This is a genomic window from Salinarchaeum chitinilyticum (genome assembly GCF_055390775.1).
The window spans coordinates 1565271-1579979 of sequence record NZ_AP043888.1; the positions used below are offsets into that span (position 1 = coordinate 1565271).

At 67.2% G+C, this 14709-nt stretch carries 13 protein-coding genes; 7 read left to right on the plus strand and 6 right to left on the minus strand.

Annotated elements, in window-relative coordinates; genetic code table 11:
* Positions 1 to 234 precede the first annotated feature (234 nt).
* From ACZ5KP_RS07645 to ACZ5KP_RS07655, 3 genes are all read left to right on the plus strand, one after another.
* Positions 235 to 939, plus strand: a complete 705-nt coding sequence (locus ACZ5KP_RS07645; RefSeq protein WP_460922897.1) for an SDR family oxidoreductase — start codon at positions 235 to 237, stop codon at positions 937 to 939.
* 75 nt (positions 940 to 1014) lie between these two features.
* Positions 1015 to 2331 (plus strand): molybdopterin molybdotransferase MoeA, encoded by a 1317-nt coding sequence (locus tag ACZ5KP_RS07650; protein ID WP_460922895.1) that lies wholly within the window; start codon positions 1015 to 1017, stop codon positions 2329 to 2331.
* On the plus strand, positions 2328 to 4271 hold the full coding sequence (locus tag ACZ5KP_RS07655) for a molybdopterin biosynthesis protein (protein ID WP_460922893.1): 1944 nt from the start codon (positions 2328 to 2330) through the stop codon (positions 4269 to 4271). The genes ACZ5KP_RS07650 and ACZ5KP_RS07655 overlap by 4 nt, the downstream gene beginning before the upstream one ends.
* A 36-nt stretch (positions 4272 to 4307) precedes the next feature.
* On the opposite strand, the gene ACZ5KP_RS07660 is transcribed toward ACZ5KP_RS07655, so the two are convergent.
* Positions 4308 to 5039 (minus strand): HAD family hydrolase, encoded by a 732-nt coding sequence (locus tag ACZ5KP_RS07660; protein ID WP_460922891.1) that lies wholly within the window; start codon positions 5037 to 5039, stop codon positions 4308 to 4310.
* Positions 5040 to 5160: 121 nt separating this feature from the next.
* On the minus strand, positions 5161 to 5442 hold the full coding sequence (locus ACZ5KP_RS07665) for a 4a-hydroxytetrahydrobiopterin dehydratase (RefSeq protein WP_460922889.1): 282 nt from the start codon (positions 5440 to 5442) through the stop codon (positions 5161 to 5163).
* A gap of 269 nt (positions 5443 to 5711) precedes the next feature.
* Between ACZ5KP_RS07665 and ACZ5KP_RS07670 the strand changes: the two genes are divergently transcribed.
* Positions 5712 to 6272, plus strand: coding sequence for a KH domain-containing protein (locus ACZ5KP_RS07670; RefSeq protein WP_460922887.1), 561 nt, complete (start codon positions 5712 to 5714; stop codon positions 6270 to 6272).
* Between the two features lie 95 nt (positions 6273 to 6367).
* Here ACZ5KP_RS07670 and ACZ5KP_RS07675 read toward each other — a convergent pair whose 3' ends face one another.
* From ACZ5KP_RS07675 to ACZ5KP_RS07690, 4 genes are all read right to left on the minus strand, one after another.
* Positions 6368 to 7525, minus strand: coding sequence for an ABC transporter ATP-binding protein (locus ACZ5KP_RS07675; protein WP_460922885.1), 1158 nt, complete (start codon positions 7523 to 7525; stop codon positions 6368 to 6370).
* Positions 7526 to 7652: 127 nt separating this feature from the next.
* The gene (locus ACZ5KP_RS07680) at positions 7653 to 8585 is read right to left on the minus strand and encodes a carbohydrate ABC transporter permease (RefSeq protein ID WP_460922883.1); all 933 of its coding nucleotides are present in this window, start codon (positions 8583 to 8585) and stop codon (positions 7653 to 7655) included.
* Positions 8582 to 9559, minus strand: coding sequence for a carbohydrate ABC transporter permease (locus ACZ5KP_RS07685; RefSeq protein ID WP_460922881.1), 978 nt, complete (start codon positions 9557 to 9559; stop codon positions 8582 to 8584). Before ACZ5KP_RS07685 ends, ACZ5KP_RS07680 begins: the two co-directional genes overlap by 4 nt.
* A 107-nt stretch (positions 9560 to 9666) precedes the next feature.
* Positions 9667 to 10953 (minus strand): extracellular solute-binding protein, encoded by a 1287-nt coding sequence (locus ACZ5KP_RS07690; RefSeq protein WP_460922879.1) that lies wholly within the window; start codon positions 10951 to 10953, stop codon positions 9667 to 9669.
* Positions 10954 to 11360: 407 nt separating this feature from the next.
* Here ACZ5KP_RS07690 and ACZ5KP_RS07695 point away from each other — a divergent pair, with 407 nt between their 5' ends.
* From ACZ5KP_RS07695 to ACZ5KP_RS07705, 3 genes are all read left to right on the plus strand, one after another.
* Positions 11361 to 12569 carry an aminotransferase class V-fold PLP-dependent enzyme gene (locus ACZ5KP_RS07695; protein ID WP_460922877.1) on the plus strand — a complete coding sequence of 403 codons (1209 nt, stop codon included), beginning with the start codon at positions 11361 to 11363 and terminating at the stop codon, positions 12567 to 12569.
* Positions 12570 to 12707: 138 nt separating this feature from the next.
* On the plus strand, positions 12708 to 13088 hold the full coding sequence (locus ACZ5KP_RS07700) for a Rid family detoxifying hydrolase (RefSeq protein ID WP_460922875.1): 381 nt from the start codon (positions 12708 to 12710) through the stop codon (positions 13086 to 13088).
* Between the two features lie 100 nt (positions 13089 to 13188).
* Positions 13189 to 14694, plus strand: a complete 1506-nt coding sequence (locus ACZ5KP_RS07705; RefSeq protein ID WP_460922873.1) for an RtcB family protein — start codon at positions 13189 to 13191, stop codon at positions 14692 to 14694.
* Positions 14695 to 14709: the final 15 nt, after the last annotated feature.

Sequence of the window (14709 nt, forward strand, 5' to 3'; positions counted from 1 at the left end):
ACCGAGCCGCCCGAACGACGGCGTCTACCGAGGATCGAGACCGGACCGTGACGGCCAACGTTCGTTCATTTGCTATAGCGGCCAGCGATGTACCGTGCGGGAACGGGCCGATTCACCCGCCGTGCCAGCAATCCGAAGCCAGTCCCGCGGTTCGAACAGTACAGCCCCCGGTCGAACCACCGATTCGCGACCCCCGTGCCCACCTTTTTCTCCGATCGCACCGACAGACTACCCATGTCCGTCAGCTTCGACTTCGAGGACAGCGTCGCAATCGTCACGGGCGCCAGCGGCGCACTCGGCAGCGCCGTCGTCGACCAGTTCCGAACCGCCGGGGCGGCGGTCGCGGCGATCGACGTCGTCGGCCCGGACGACGAGGACTCGCTGCTCGAACCGGACGACGGAACGACGTTCTACGAGACCGACCTCACGAACGAGGACGCCGTCGAGTCGACGATCGACGCGGTGGTCGAGGACCACGGCCGCATCGACCACCTCGCGAACGTCGCGGGCACGTGGCGCGGGGGCGATCCGATCGAGCAGACGGACGTGGAGACCTTCGATCTCGTCTTCGACGTGAACCTCAAGACGATGTTCCTGACCGCCAAGCACGCCCTGCCCCACCTCGCGGAGAGCGAAGGGGCGATCGTCTCCGTCAGTGCCCGCTCCTCGCTGGAGGGCGGCGAGGGCGACGGCCCCTACCGCGCCTCGAAGGCGGGCGTCCGCATTCTGACCGAGACGATCGCCGAGGAACACCGCGGGACCGTCCGGGCGAACGCCGTCATGCCGAGCGTGCTCGACACGCCGATGAACCGGGAGATGATGGACTACAGCGACGACTGGGTCGACCCCGCCGACGTCGCGCGAACGATCGCGGTGCTGTGCTCGGACGCGACGCCGGTGACCAGCGGTGCGGCGGTACCGGTGTACGGCGAGGCCTGACGGACGCTCGGGCTATCGTAGGGCCGGTCACCGCTCCACACAGCCCTTTTGCCCGCCCCGCTCGAACCGCTCGCCATGACGACAGACGACCCGGAACGCCCGGCGGACGGCGGAGCGGACCGCCGGACCGCCGGCTTCCAGAAGCACACGCCGCTCTCGGAGGCTCGTGAGCGTCTCCGGGAGTTCGTCGAGCCGATCGGCCGCCTCGAACCGGTCGGAATCGAGCGCGCCGACGGCCGGGTGCTCGCCGAGGCGGTCGCCTCCCGACGGGACGTTCCGAACTACCGCCGGGCAGCGATGGACGGCTACGCACTCCGGAGCGAGGACGCGGCCGGGGCGTCGAGTCGATCACCGGCCGTGCTCGAGGCCGCTGGGGCCGAGGTGGTGGCTCCACAGGGCGCCACGCTGTCCCCGGGCACCGCCGTTCGCGTCCACACTGGCAGCGTCGTCCCCGACGCAGCCGATGCCGTGGTCCCGATCGAGCGGGTGACCGAAATCGAGGACGATACCGACGTCGGGACGAACGACGCCGGAGGGCCCCCGACGGCAATCGAACTCGCAGAGCCGATCGCACCGGGCGAGAACGTCGCCCCGGTCGGCGAGGACGTGACTGCTGGCCAGGCGCTCTACGAGCCCGGCCACCGGCTCCGACCCTCCGACCTGGGCCTGCTGAAAGCTGCCGGCATCGAGGAGGTATCCGTCCGTCAGCAGCCGACCGTCGGCGTCGTGCCGACCGGCGAGGAGCTGGTCCAGCGCGATCCCGGGCCGGGAGAGGCCGTCGAGACGAACGGGCTGACCGTCTCCCGGCTCGTCGGGCGGTGGGGCGCACGCGCGGAGTACCGGAACGTCGTCACGGACGATCCCGACGCGCTCCGGGCGGCGATCCAGCGCGACCTGACGAAGGACGTGATCGTCACGACCGGCGGCACGTCGGTGGGACAACGGGATCTCCTGCCGGAGGTCCTCGCGGAGCTCGGGGAGGTGGTCGTCCACGGCGTCGCGCTCCAGCCCGGCCACCCGGTCTGCCTGGGCGTCGTCGAGGACACGCCCGTCCTCTGCCTCCCGGGCTATCCCGTCTCCTGTATCGTCACCGCGGTCCAGCTGCTCCGCCCCGTGCTCCACTGGCTGTCGGGCACGGAGCCCGACCAGCCGCCGACGCGACCGGCGACGCTGACCCGGAAGATCGAGAGCGAGCCGGGCACCCGGACGTTCGCCCGCGTCGAACTCGACGCGGAAGCGGGCCAGACGGTTGCCAGACCCACGCGGACGAAGGGCGCTGGCGTGCTCTCCTCGGTCGCGCTCGCGGACGGCTGGATCGAGATCGAACCCGGCGTCGAGGGGCTCCCCGAGGGCGAGCTCGTCGCCGTCCAGAACTGGGAGTGGCAGCCGTGAGTGATCGCGTCGAGTTCCGGGATCTCGCCGATCCCGACGAGGCAGCCGCGGCGATCGCCGACCTGCCGATCGCTCCCGATCCGCAGGTCGAATCCGTACCGCTCGACGACGCCGCGGGCCGCGTTCTCGCCGAGCGGATCGACGCCGGGATCGACGTCCCGGGCTTCGACCGCGCGAGTCTCGACGGCTACGCGCTCCGGGCGGCCGACACCGCCGGTGCCGACGAGCGCGATCCGGCCCGACTCACCGTAGTCGGCGCGATCCACGCCGGCGAAGCGCCGGATGCGGCAATGGGCGTCGAGGACGGCGAGGCCGTCGAAATCTCGACCGGGGCCATGCTGCCACCCGGCGCCGACGCGATGGTCCCCATCGAGCGGATCGACGAGATCGCCGACGACGCGAGCAGGCCGCAGGGCGCGGCGGAGCAGTCCGTCGCCGCCATCGACGTCCGCACCGCGGTCGCGCCCGGCGAGAACGTCATGCCCGCGGGCGCGGACCTCGCCGCGGGCCAGCGCGCGCTCGGACCCGGAACGCGGCTCACGCCACGGGAAGTCGGCCTGCTGGCAGCGCTCGGCGTGGCGTCGGTGCCGGTCCGCACTCGCCCGACCGTCGGGGTGCTCTCGACGGGAGCGGAGTTGATTCCGCCGGGTGATCCCCTCGACCACGACCGAGGCCAGATCCACGACGTGAACGCTTCCACGATCGCCGCCGCGGCTCGAACCGCGGGCGCGACGGTGCGACGGTTCCCGAAAGCGGGCGACGATCCCGAGGCGCTCGCGGCGTCGCTCCGGAACGCGGCCGCTGAGTGCGATCTCCTGCTCACGTCCGGATCGACCTCCGCCGGCGCGGTCGACGCACTGCACTCGGTGCTCGAGTCCGAGGGCAAATTGCTCCTCCACGGCGTCGCGCTCAAACCCGGCAAACCCACGCTCGTCGGACGCCTCGACGACTGCGGCTACGTCGGGCTGCCGGGCTACCCGGTCTCCGCGATGATGGTGTTTCGGACGCTCGTCGCCCCGGCGATCCGCGAGGCCGTGGGGCTGCCCGAACCCGAGCGCGCGAGCGTCGAGGCCGAGCTGCTCGAGGAGGCCCGGTTCGAGCCTGGGCGGCGACGGCTGGTGCCGGTCGGAGTGATCGGTGCGGAGGTGGCGGACGGCGGTACCGGCAGTAGCGCAGACGGAGGGCCACTCGCCTACCCGGTCGATCGGGGCTCCGGCGCGACGACGAGTCTCTCGCGAGCGGACGGCCTCGTGACGGTGCCCGCCGAGACCACGTACGTCGCCCCGGGCGAGACGGTCACCGTCGAGCAGTTCGCGGACGTTCGCCCGCCGACGCTGCTCGCGATCGGGGAGGACGACCCCGGTGCCGCGGCGGTGATGGACCGGCTGGAGCGGCCGCGCTATCTGCCCGACGGCACCGACGCGGGCGTCAGACGGCTCCGCGCCGGCGTGCCCGACGTGGCCGTGGTCGCCGGCGAGCCACGTCGCGATCCGGACGGAGCGGAGATCGGTTCGTGGACCCGGGAGTGGGGGCTGGTGGTGCCAGCCGGGAACCCCGAGGGCGTCGCAGGACTCGACGATCTCGTCGAGTCGGCCCTCGCGTTCGCGAACCTCGCGAGTGGCTCCGGGCTCCGGAGCGCATTCGAAGATCGGCTCGCGGAGGCGGAGTGCTCGCCCGACGCAGTCGAGGGGTACGGCGTCGGCCTCCGCGGCCACGAGAGCCCGGCACGGCGCGTCCAGCGCGGCGAGGCCGACGTCGGACTCGGGCTCCGGGCCACGGCCGATCGGCTCGACCTCGGATTCGTCTCCCTGGGCAGGCAGCGAGTCCGGCTGGTCGGCAACCCGGAGCGGGCGGAGAGCGCTGGCCGAAGCGCGCTGGCCGACGCACTCGACGAACTCCAGACGGTGCTGTCGGGACTCGCGGGCTACGAAGCGGAGTGATCGCTGCGTCGAGAACGGCGGTTCGTTTCCGAGAAGTCAGTTACCGGCGAGCGACTGCAGCGGCGCACAGTCCGCGAGCGAGGAGACCCGGTAGTCCGCGAGGACGCAGTGCTCGCGGCGTTCGTGGTCGAAGCGCTCGACGTGGACGGCGTCGAGCCCGGCGTTCCAGGCGGCGCCGACGTCGCCCGCCGTGTCGCCGACGTAAAGCGCTCGGGGTGATTCCTCGTCGGGATCCTCGTGCCGCCGTTCGGGAGTTCCGCCGTCCGCGGCGACGGGCCCGTCGCCAGCGGTGCCGACGTGCGCCATCCCGATCTCACCGAGCGCGTGCTGGATCGGGCCGGGATCGGGCTTCCAGCCGAGGTCGTCCGAGCAGCAGACGACGGCGTCGAACCACTCGTCGAGGCCGTGGAAATCGAGGACCGCGGCGGTCGGCTCCGGCGGGCAGTGCGTCACGATCGCGGTGGGAACGGAGAGGTCGGCAGCGAGCCTGGCGTCGTCGAACACTCGCATGGCAGCGGCGCGGTCCTGGGGATCCTCGGTGGCGTCGAAGACGCGCCAGAACGCCGTCGGGTCGACGTCCAGGTCGCGGAGGTGGTCGTTGCGAGGGCCGCCGAGGCCGTGCCATAGCCGGCGGGCCTCCTCGTCGGAAAAGTGGTGGCCGAGTTCCGCGCCGACGGCGTCGAACGTCGCGCGGACGTGGTCGAACGCCGGCGCGACGATCGTGCCGTCGAGATCGAAGAGCACGGCGTCGTAGGCGGTGCCGGCCATCTGGACCGTCGGTAGGCGTCGCCAGGATATAGGGATTGTGGGCTCGATCGCCTGCGCCCGTAGTCCGTCGATCGGGCGACAGTGAGCCCGGCTGCGCTCCGCCGCGGAAGTCTACCGTTCCTCAGGCGTCGGTCTCGGACTCGATGATCTCCGCCATGTCGAGGTCGTCCTGCGTGACGCCGCCGGCTTCGTGGCTCGTCAGCGTGATGTCGACCTCCTCGTAGCGAATGACGATCTCGGGGTGGTGGAACTGCGCCTCCGCGATCTCGCCGACGAGCTGGGCGAAGGCGACCCCGCGAAGATACTCGTCGAACTCGTACGTCCGGCGGATCTCGTCTTCCTCGTACTCCCAGCCCTCTGGGAGCCCTGCCTCGATTTCCTCCTCGGATAGCACGTCTGCCATACCCTTCTCGTCGCTCTCGCCGGTGTTGAAGGTTGGGGCTGTGCTGGAACGTGACGAGGAGGTGTCGAAGGGACGGAAACGATACCGCAACTGCCTACGGAAACCTCCTCCCGCTCGACGGTGTACGCTCGCTGCACGCTGGGGCTTTCGGACGGCCCGTTCGGGACCGAGGCATCTACCCCGCTATCGTTGCGAGGGGCTCCAGCACACCACACCCGCGAACGTAGTGCCGAACGCTTAACCGCCGCCACATCCTACCCGCCGATTATATGCAGCACGTGAAGATTCCGCAGGACCGCATCGGCGTGCTCATCGGCGATGGGGGCGAGACGCTGCGCGAGATCGAGTCGAAGGCAGACGTACGATTAGACGTCGACTCCGAGAACGGCGCCGTCAAGATCGACCAGCAGGGCGACGCCGACCCGGTCCGGGCGCTGAAAGGCCCGGACATCGTGAAGGCGATCGGCCGTGGGTTCAAACCCGAGGACGCGCTGCGGCTGCTCGACGACGAGATGATGATGTTCGATCTGCTGGACATCGACGCCGCGACCCGGAACCGCAACGACCTCACGCGGAAGAAGGGCCGCCTGATCGGCGAGGACGGCCGGACCCGCGAGCTGATGGAGGAGCTCACCGGCGCGTCGGTCGTGATCTACGGCTCGACGCTTGGCTCGATCGGGACGCCCCAGCAGGTCGACGCGGTCCGACAGGCCGCCGAGATGATCATCGACGGCGCACCCCACGGCACCGTCTACGCCTTCCTCGAGGACAAACACTCCGAGATCAAACGGGAGGGGATGGAGTACCACCGGTTCCCGGGCAGTAGCTGAATCGACCGCCGGTTGATCGTCGGCTTTATTCTCTGCACCGGTTCGACTCGCTCGAAACGGATCGCCTGTCGCAGGTGGTCGTCGCGGACTCCCGGCTACGGCACCTCCACGGCGCCGTCGTCGAAGTCATCTGCCCCGAACTCCGCGTCCTCGACCGCCCTGTGCTTGCAGGCCGCGCCTGTCGCGCGATCGAACAGATGAAGCCGCGACTCGTCCACGCCGAGGAACACTTCTTCGCCCGGGGCGACGTCCGCGTGGCCCTCCACCGTGACGGTGGCGGACGTGCTTCCAACGTCGACGTAAACGTTGCTCTCGTTGCCCATCGGCTCGACGACGGTGACCGTCGCAGGAATGACTCCTTCGGCCCCCGCACCCTCGTCCGGTAAGAGGGTCACGTCCTCTGGGCGAACGCCGAGTACGAGGTCGGTGGGCTCGATCCGGTCAGCGAGGCCGTCGTCGATCGGTAGCACGAACTCGTCGTGAAGGAGCCGGCCCTCGGACAGCTCGACGTCGAGGAAATTCATGTTCGGTTCGCCGAGGAAGCCCGCGACGAAACGGTTCGCTGGCTGGTGGTAGCACTCCAGGGGCGCGCCGACCTGCTGGAGCTCGCCGTCGTTCAGGATCGCGATCCGGTCGCCCATCGTCATCGCCTCGGTCTGGTCGTGCGTCACGTACACCGTCGTCACGCCGAGGTTCTGCTGGAGTTCCTGAAGCTCCGTACGCATCTGGGCGCGGAGCTTGGCGTCGAGATTCGAGAGCGGCTCGTCCATCAGGAACACGGCCGGATCACGGACGATCGCCCGGCCGAGCGCGACGCGTTGTTGCTGGCCCCCGGAGAGCGCCTTCGGTTTGTCGGGGAGCAGTTCCTCGATGCCCATCGTCGCGGCGGCGTCGTCGACGCGGTCGGCGCGCTCCTCCCTGGAGAGATCCGTGGACATCTTCAGCCCGAACGCCATGTTCTGCCGGGCAGTCATGTGGGGATAGAGCGCGTAGTTCTGGAACACCATCGCGATGTCCCGATCCTTCGGCCTGTCGTCGGTGACGTCCTCGTCACCGAAGCGGATCGTGCCCTCCGAGACCTCCTCCAGGCCGGCGATACAGCGCAGGGTCGTCGATTTTCCACAGCCCGACGGGCCGACGAGCACGAGGAACTCCCCGTCCTCGACGGTGAGGTCGAGGTCGTCGACGGCCGTGACGGATTCGTCGGACGACCGGTACACTTTGGTCAGCTGATCGAGTTCGACGTCGCTCATTGTAGTGACTCCGTGACAGCGGTGGTCGGTTCGGTGTCGATTCGGTGGCAGCGAAAACGCCCGGTAGCGGGGAGCGCGCGAGCGGTGCTGCCGACGCGGGTAACGGGGGGATGCGTCGCGGCCATGGCTACTGCTTCACCCCGCCTTCGGTCAGTCCCTCGACGATCGGCCGCTGGAAGAGGGCGAACAGGATGATGATGGGGATCGTCGCGACAGACGACGCCGCCATCATCTGTCCCCAGTAGGTGGTCTGCTGGGTCTGGAATCGACTGATGCCGATCGAGAACGGGGTCACCTCCCCGCCCGCGAGAATGCCAGCAAAGAGCACCTCGTTGAACGCCGTGAGGAACACGAACATCCCCGTCGCGGCGATACCCGGCGCCGCCATTGGAAGGGCGACCCGGTACAGCGCCTGGAATCTCGTGCAGCCATCGACCCTCGCGGCCTCTTCCATCGAGGCCGGGATCGAATCGAAGAACCCGCGAAGCATCCAGATCGCGACGGGAACGGTGAACGTCATGTAGACGAAGATGATGCCGTGGTAGGTGTCGATCACCTTGAACGGCGTCTCCGTCTGGATCCAGATGAACAACAGAAACATCGGCAACAGGATGAGGACGCCCGGGATCATCTGCGTGGCCAGCAACGCCCCGCCGATGTAGCGCTTGCCGGGGAAGCTATGCCGTGAGAACGCGTAGCCGCCGAGAATCGCGACGACGAGCGCCAGCACGGTCGTCACTCCGGCGATAATCAGACTGTTGACGTAGAACTCGAGCAGCGGGATCTGATCCCACATATCCACGTAGTTCGCGAAGTCAACTTCCGACGCGAGCAAGTCGAGATCGCCCTCGAAGACGACAGTGCGTAGCTCGTCGAGAGACAACACGAAATAGCTCGGATCGGAGGTGCCAATTTCCGTGGGTTTTCGCAGACTGATCATCACCATCCAGTAGATCGGGAACAACGCGAGGACGATGAACAGACCGAGGACGCCTCTCGACAGGAGATCGAACAGGAAGTCCGCTCGATCCTGCGTGAGTCGCCACTCCTCGGGAATCATGCTGCCGCCCCCGTGGTGTCATCGTCGAACAGATAGCGGTAGTACACCATCGCCATCACCATCGCGATGAGGAACAACACGACGCTCATCGCGGCGCCGCGCCCGAACTGACTGTTACCGAACGCGTAGTTCTCGATGTAGAGGATGGCAACGTTGGCCTGCTTGGGCGGCGCTCCTCCCAGCAGGACGAACGGCGCGGTGTAGTTGATCATCGTCCAGAGCAACATGAGGAGGACGATGACTGCCGAGACTGGCTTGAGTTGGGGCATCGTCACGTATCGGAACTTCCCCCAACGTCCCGCTCCGTCGATCGCAGCGGCTTCGTAGAGCTGCTTGGGGATCGACTGGAGCCCCGCGTACAGGAAGATCATGACGAGGGGGAACTGCGTCCAGGAGTGAGCGAAGATGAGCGCCCACATCGAATTGTCACCGATGAGGAAAAACATCGGCTCGTCGATGAGTCCGATCGTGAGTAGCGTCTGGTTGATGATTCCCTGCTGGGAGAACATCATGCGCCAGACGTACAACGAGACGACGACGGGTGCGACCCAGGGCAAGAGCAACAGCGTTCGTGCGACGAACCGGCCCTTGAACTTCTGGTTCAACACCAGCGCCGCCGTGAGCCCGAGGACGTACGTGACGACGAGCGTTCCGACCGAGAAGATCACAGAATTCTTCAGGGCGTTTCGGTACCGCTCGCCGACCACCGTGTCGGACACGAGAACGTCGTCGAGGTTCTCGATGCCGAGCACGTACCGGAAGTGGTCGAGTCCGACGAACGGGGCGTCGTACCAGTGGCTGGCATACGTCAAGTCCACGCCCATGGTACTGATCGTCAATCCCCAGAGGATCGGGATGAAGTGAACGACCGTCATCGCCGCGAGCGCGGGCAGCAGGAGCTTGTACGCGAACCGCTGCCCCCCGGAGAGCCGGCGGTAAAAGGGGAGTCGGTCCCCGATGCCGAGGCTCGGCACGTGCTGCCGAACGGCAGGAACACGATCCGTGACAGCTGATATTCGTCGACGAATATCGAAATTGGAACCGGCCATGTGATAGTGTGAGTCGGTTGTGACCGTGGCGGTTAGTTGTTGAGCGCCTCCTCTGCGACGCTCGCAGCGTCGTCGAGGGCCGACTTCGTGTCACCCTCCGACCAGTTGCCGGTGACGGCACTGTTGAGGATATCGGTGGCCGTCTGGTAGATTTCCGTCTCGATTTCGCCCCACCCCCGAACCTGCGGATAGGTCTTCGCTGCCGGGAAGACCTCTTCGTCGAAGGTTTCGTAGAACGGATCACTGTAGAGCTCAGTGTTCATCCCGCCGCTGGTCGGCGGGAGGAATCCGGCGATGTCGGCGAGTTCGGCGTTGACTTCGGGCTGAGCGAGGTAGTCGATCCACTGGGCGGCCTCCTCGACCTTGTTAGACCAGGAGGCGATCCCCAGCAGCTCCATTCCGAAGAAGGTGCCACTGTCACCGTCTGGCCCCTTCGGCGGCGCGGAGACGCGGAGTTCGTCGCGGCTGTTACCGTCTGCGTCGGCGTAGGCGTTCGTCATCGAGAGGGCACCCCAGGTGCTCGCGATCTCGCCGGCAGCGAATGCGGACTGGAGTCCGCTGGCCTCCCAGCCGAGGGACGCTTCGGGGATGATCTCGTGCTCGACGATGAGGTCCTTGTAGAAGTTCATCGCCTCGACGCCAGCCTCGGAGTTGAACGCCGGTGCCGAGTTGTCCTCGTTGAGCAACGAACCGCCGTTCTGCCAGAGGAACATCGCGAAGTTCCGGCCTGGCTCGATACCACCGGACATCGCACCGAAGTAGTCGCCGTCGCTGGTGGCTTCGTTGTAGGCGTTCCCCTGGGAGACGAGCTCGTCCCAGTTCTCCGGGCCGCCCTCGACGCCAGCCTCGTCCATCTTCGGTCCGCTCTCTTGCCACGCACGAGGCCCCCAGAACCACGGGATGCCGACGAGCATGTCGTCGAACTGTCCGACCTCGAGTGCACCCTCCGGATAGTTCTCGGTGTCCGGAAGGTGCTGGGCAGCAGCCTCGTCGCGGAGGTCCATCCAGCCGCCGGCCTCGACCTGCGCGGGGATCCACGTCGAGGCAATCTCGTGTACGTCGGGGCCGGACTTCGCAGTCATGTTCGACTGCATCGTCGACTTCGCGTCGCCCCAGCCGACGAACTCGTAGTCGACCGCGATCCCGGTCTGCTCCTCGAACTTCTCGGTGTGTTTGCTGAAGAAGTCCTCGTAGCCCGGCGTATCCATATACTGGGTCTGGAGTGCGCCACTACCGCCCTCTTGCAGGCAGCCAGCGAGGCCGAAGGCCGTCGCGGCGCCAGAAACTTTCAGGAAGTTCCTACGAGTTTTCGAAACCATGTTTTGTGAAACCCAGTAGCGAAGTACAGTCAACCACTATTTATAATTTTATAATTTCTGCCGATGATTGCCTTAGAATCCGCCAGTAATTTACTCGATGAGGAAATACGATTCGGATAGTATCGCCCAGAATTTTTCTCGTTCGAGAAGTAAACTTCCGGCATCGGTGGCGGCCCGACGAGTGCTTGCAGAGCGTGTGAACTGGTCGTCGGAGAACGAATGCGGACGGTCGATCGGAGATCGAACGGTGTTCGCCAATCGTGCCCTCGTTGGTTCGCTTCCGGCCACTGGTACCGGTTAACTGGAGTCGCCGTCGTGGGGCCCGGGAACAGCGAGCACGATCCGTCCCGGATTGACCGGCTTCCGGAACCGAATTGTTTTCACTGCCCTCCGCCGAGAGAGGCCACATGGACGCCGACACGATCTTCGAGGAGCTCGGTGCCCCGTCGGTGATCAACGCGACGGGAACGAAGACGCGCATCGGCGGCAGCCGGATCCGCCCGGCGGCCGTCGAGGCGATGGAGGAGGCCTCGCAGGGCTTCGTCCGCCTCTCGGATCTCCAGGCCGCCGCCAGCGAGCGCATCGCGGAGCTGACCGGCTCCGACAAGGGCTACGTCACGAGCGGTGCCGCGGCGGGGATGTACCTCGGCGCTGCCGCGGCGATCGCCGGCGACGACGTCGCCGCGATGGCGAAGCTCCCCGACACCGAGGGGCTCGCCGACGAGATCGTCATGCCGCGCACACATCGTACGGGCTACGACCACGCGCTACGGGCCGCCGGCGCGACGATCGTCGACGTCGGGAGCAACGACCGCCACCTCGGCACGGGCTCCCGGAACGTCGAGCCCTGGGAGATCGAGCGAGCGATCGGCGAGGACACCGCCGCGGTGGGCTACATCCAGAAGGAGTACACCGAGCCCGACCTCTCCGTCGTCACGGAGATCGCCCACGAACACGACGTCCCCGTGATCGTCGACGCCGCCGCGGAGTTACCCCCGACGACGAACTTCGAGCGCTTCGTCGACGCCGGCGCGGACCTCGTCGTCTTCAGCGGCGGGAAGGCAATCCGCGGCCCGCAGACCACCGGCATCGTCGCCGGCCGGGGCGACCTGATCGAGTCCATTGCCGCCCAGCACCTCGACATGCACGCCGCGGAGGCGGTCTACGAGCCCGCACAGGAGCTCGTCGACGTCGAAGCGCTCGGCGGGGTGCCGCGGCAGGGCATCGGCCGCCAGTGCAAGGTCGGCAAGGAGGAGCTCGCCGGCCTGCTCGTCGCGCTCGAAGAGTTCCTCGAGGAAGACCAGGACGCGAAGGCAAAGGAGTGGACCGAGATCTCGATGCGGATCGCCGATGCGCTGTCGGAGATCGACGGGATCACCACCGAGGTCCCGACCGGCAGCGCCGTTTCCGTGGCGCCGGAGGTCATCGTGACCGTCGATCCCGACGTCGCCGCAGGCTCGGCGACGGACGTCGTCCGGGGGCTGCGCCGCGAGGAGCCCCGGATCTTCGTCGGCGCGGACAGCCTCGAATCCGGCGCGTTCACGATCAACCCAATGTGTCTCGCCGAGGACGAGATCGAGTACGTGATCGAACGGATTCGAGCGCACGCCACGTAGCGTCTCCAGCGACCTCCTGCCCTCCAGCGCGAATCGTTACTCGACTTCGAGTAATCACTCGGTAGCGGCGCTCTCGCCCTCGAATTCCCCCGATCATCGAAACCTACTTCCTCGCGCCGCGGAGAGGATCGAACCGCTATGGAAGAAGTCTCCACCGACGAGGCACCGCCCAGCATCGGCCCGTTCTCCCAGGGCGTCATCGACGACGGCCAGGTCTTCGTCTCCGGCCAGGGCCCGATCGACCCCGACTCCGGCGAGATCGTCGGCGAGGACATCCGCGAGGAGACCCACCAGACGATGCAGAACATCGGGGCCGTGCTCGATGCCGCGGGATCGTCGCTCGACGACGTCGTCAAGGCGCAGGTGTTCGTCCGTGACATGGACAACTACGACGAGATCAACGAGGTCTACGCCGAGTACCTCAGCGAGCCCTACCCCGCCCGCTCCGCGATGCAGGTCGAGCGCCTGCCCGTCGAGATCGGCGTCGAGATCGAAGTCATCGGCCGCGTCACGGAGTAAAGGCAGACGGTAGCGACTCCCCTTCTAGACGGCGAAACCGCGACCGTTTGACTCACCGCCCTGCGAAACACTAACCGGGATGCCGAGCCGACACCTAGGCATGACCACCTTCGACGCGGACGGGATCACCCTGGAGCAGGTCGAGGAGTACGTCTGGGAGATCCCGAAGTCCGGCGACATGCGCGTGCCGGCGCGGGTCTACGCGAGCGAGGCGCTCCTCGAGGAGATTTCCGACGACAAGACCCTCCAGCAGCTCAAAAACACGACCGAGCTTCCCGGAATCACGAGCCACGCGATCTGCATGCCCGACGGCCACCAAGGGTACGGCTTCCCCGTCGGTGGCGTCGGTGCGATGGACGCCGAGAACGGCTGTATTTCGCCCGGAGCGGTCGGCTATGACGTCAATTGCGGCGTCAGAATGATGCGGACGAACCTCACCTACGAGGACGTCCAGGGGCGCGAGCAGGAACTCGTCGAGAGCCTGTTCGCCAACGTCCCCTGCGGCCTCGGCGGCGGCGGAATCGTCGAGACCGACGTCGACACGATCGAAGAAATCCTCGACCGCGGCGTCGAGTGGGCGATCGACGCGGGGTATGGCGTCGAGGACGACCTGCGCCACTGCGAGGACGAGGGGCGTCGTCCCGACGCGGACCCGAGCGCGATCACGCAGAAGGCCAAGGACCGCGGGAAGAACCAGGTCGGGAGCCTGGGGAGCGGCAACCACTTCCTCGAGGTCCAGCGCGTGACGGATATCTACCGCGAGGACGTTGCCGACTCCTTCGGCCTCGAACCTGACCAGATCGTCGTCCTGATCCACTGTGGCTCGCGGGGGCTGGGCCACCAGACCTGCAACGACTACCTCCGCGAGATCGAGCAGGCCCACCGCGGACTGCTCGACTCACTCCCCGACAAGGAGCTCGCCGCGGCGCCCGCGGGCTCCCAGCTCGCCGAGGAGTACTACGGCGCGATGTGCGCCGCGATCAACTTCGCGTGGGTGAACCGCCAGCTGATCATGCACCGCACCCGGAAGGTCTTCGAGAAAGTCTTCGACCGGCCCTGGCAGGACATGGAGATGGAGCTCCTCTACGACGTCGCTCACAACATCGCGAAGAAGGAGGTCCACGAGGTCGGGATCGACGAGAACGGCGCCGCCGTCCCGCGGGATCGCGCCGAGTCCACGGAGGAGCGCGAACTCTTCGTCCACCGCAAGGGCGCGACGCGAGCGTTCCCGGCGGGCAGGGATGAGGTGCCGGCGGCCTACCGGGACGTGGGCCAGCCGATCATCATTCCAGGAAGCATGGGCGCCGGCTCCTACGTCCTCCGCGGCGGCGAAGCGTCGATGGAGCGCACCTTCGGCTCGACCGCCCACGGCGCCGGCAGGCTGATGAGTCGCACGCAGGCCAAGAACGACTACTGGGGCGGCGACGTCCAGACCGACCTCCGCGAGCAACAGCACGTCTACGTCAAGGCCGACAGCGGTGCGACGATCGCAGAGGAGGCACCGGGCGTCTACAAGGACGTCGACGAGGTCGTCCGAGTCTCGGACGCACTCGGCATCGGCGATCGCGTCGCGCGAACGTTCCCGGTCTGCAACATCAAGGGGTAGTCGAGACCCTGGACG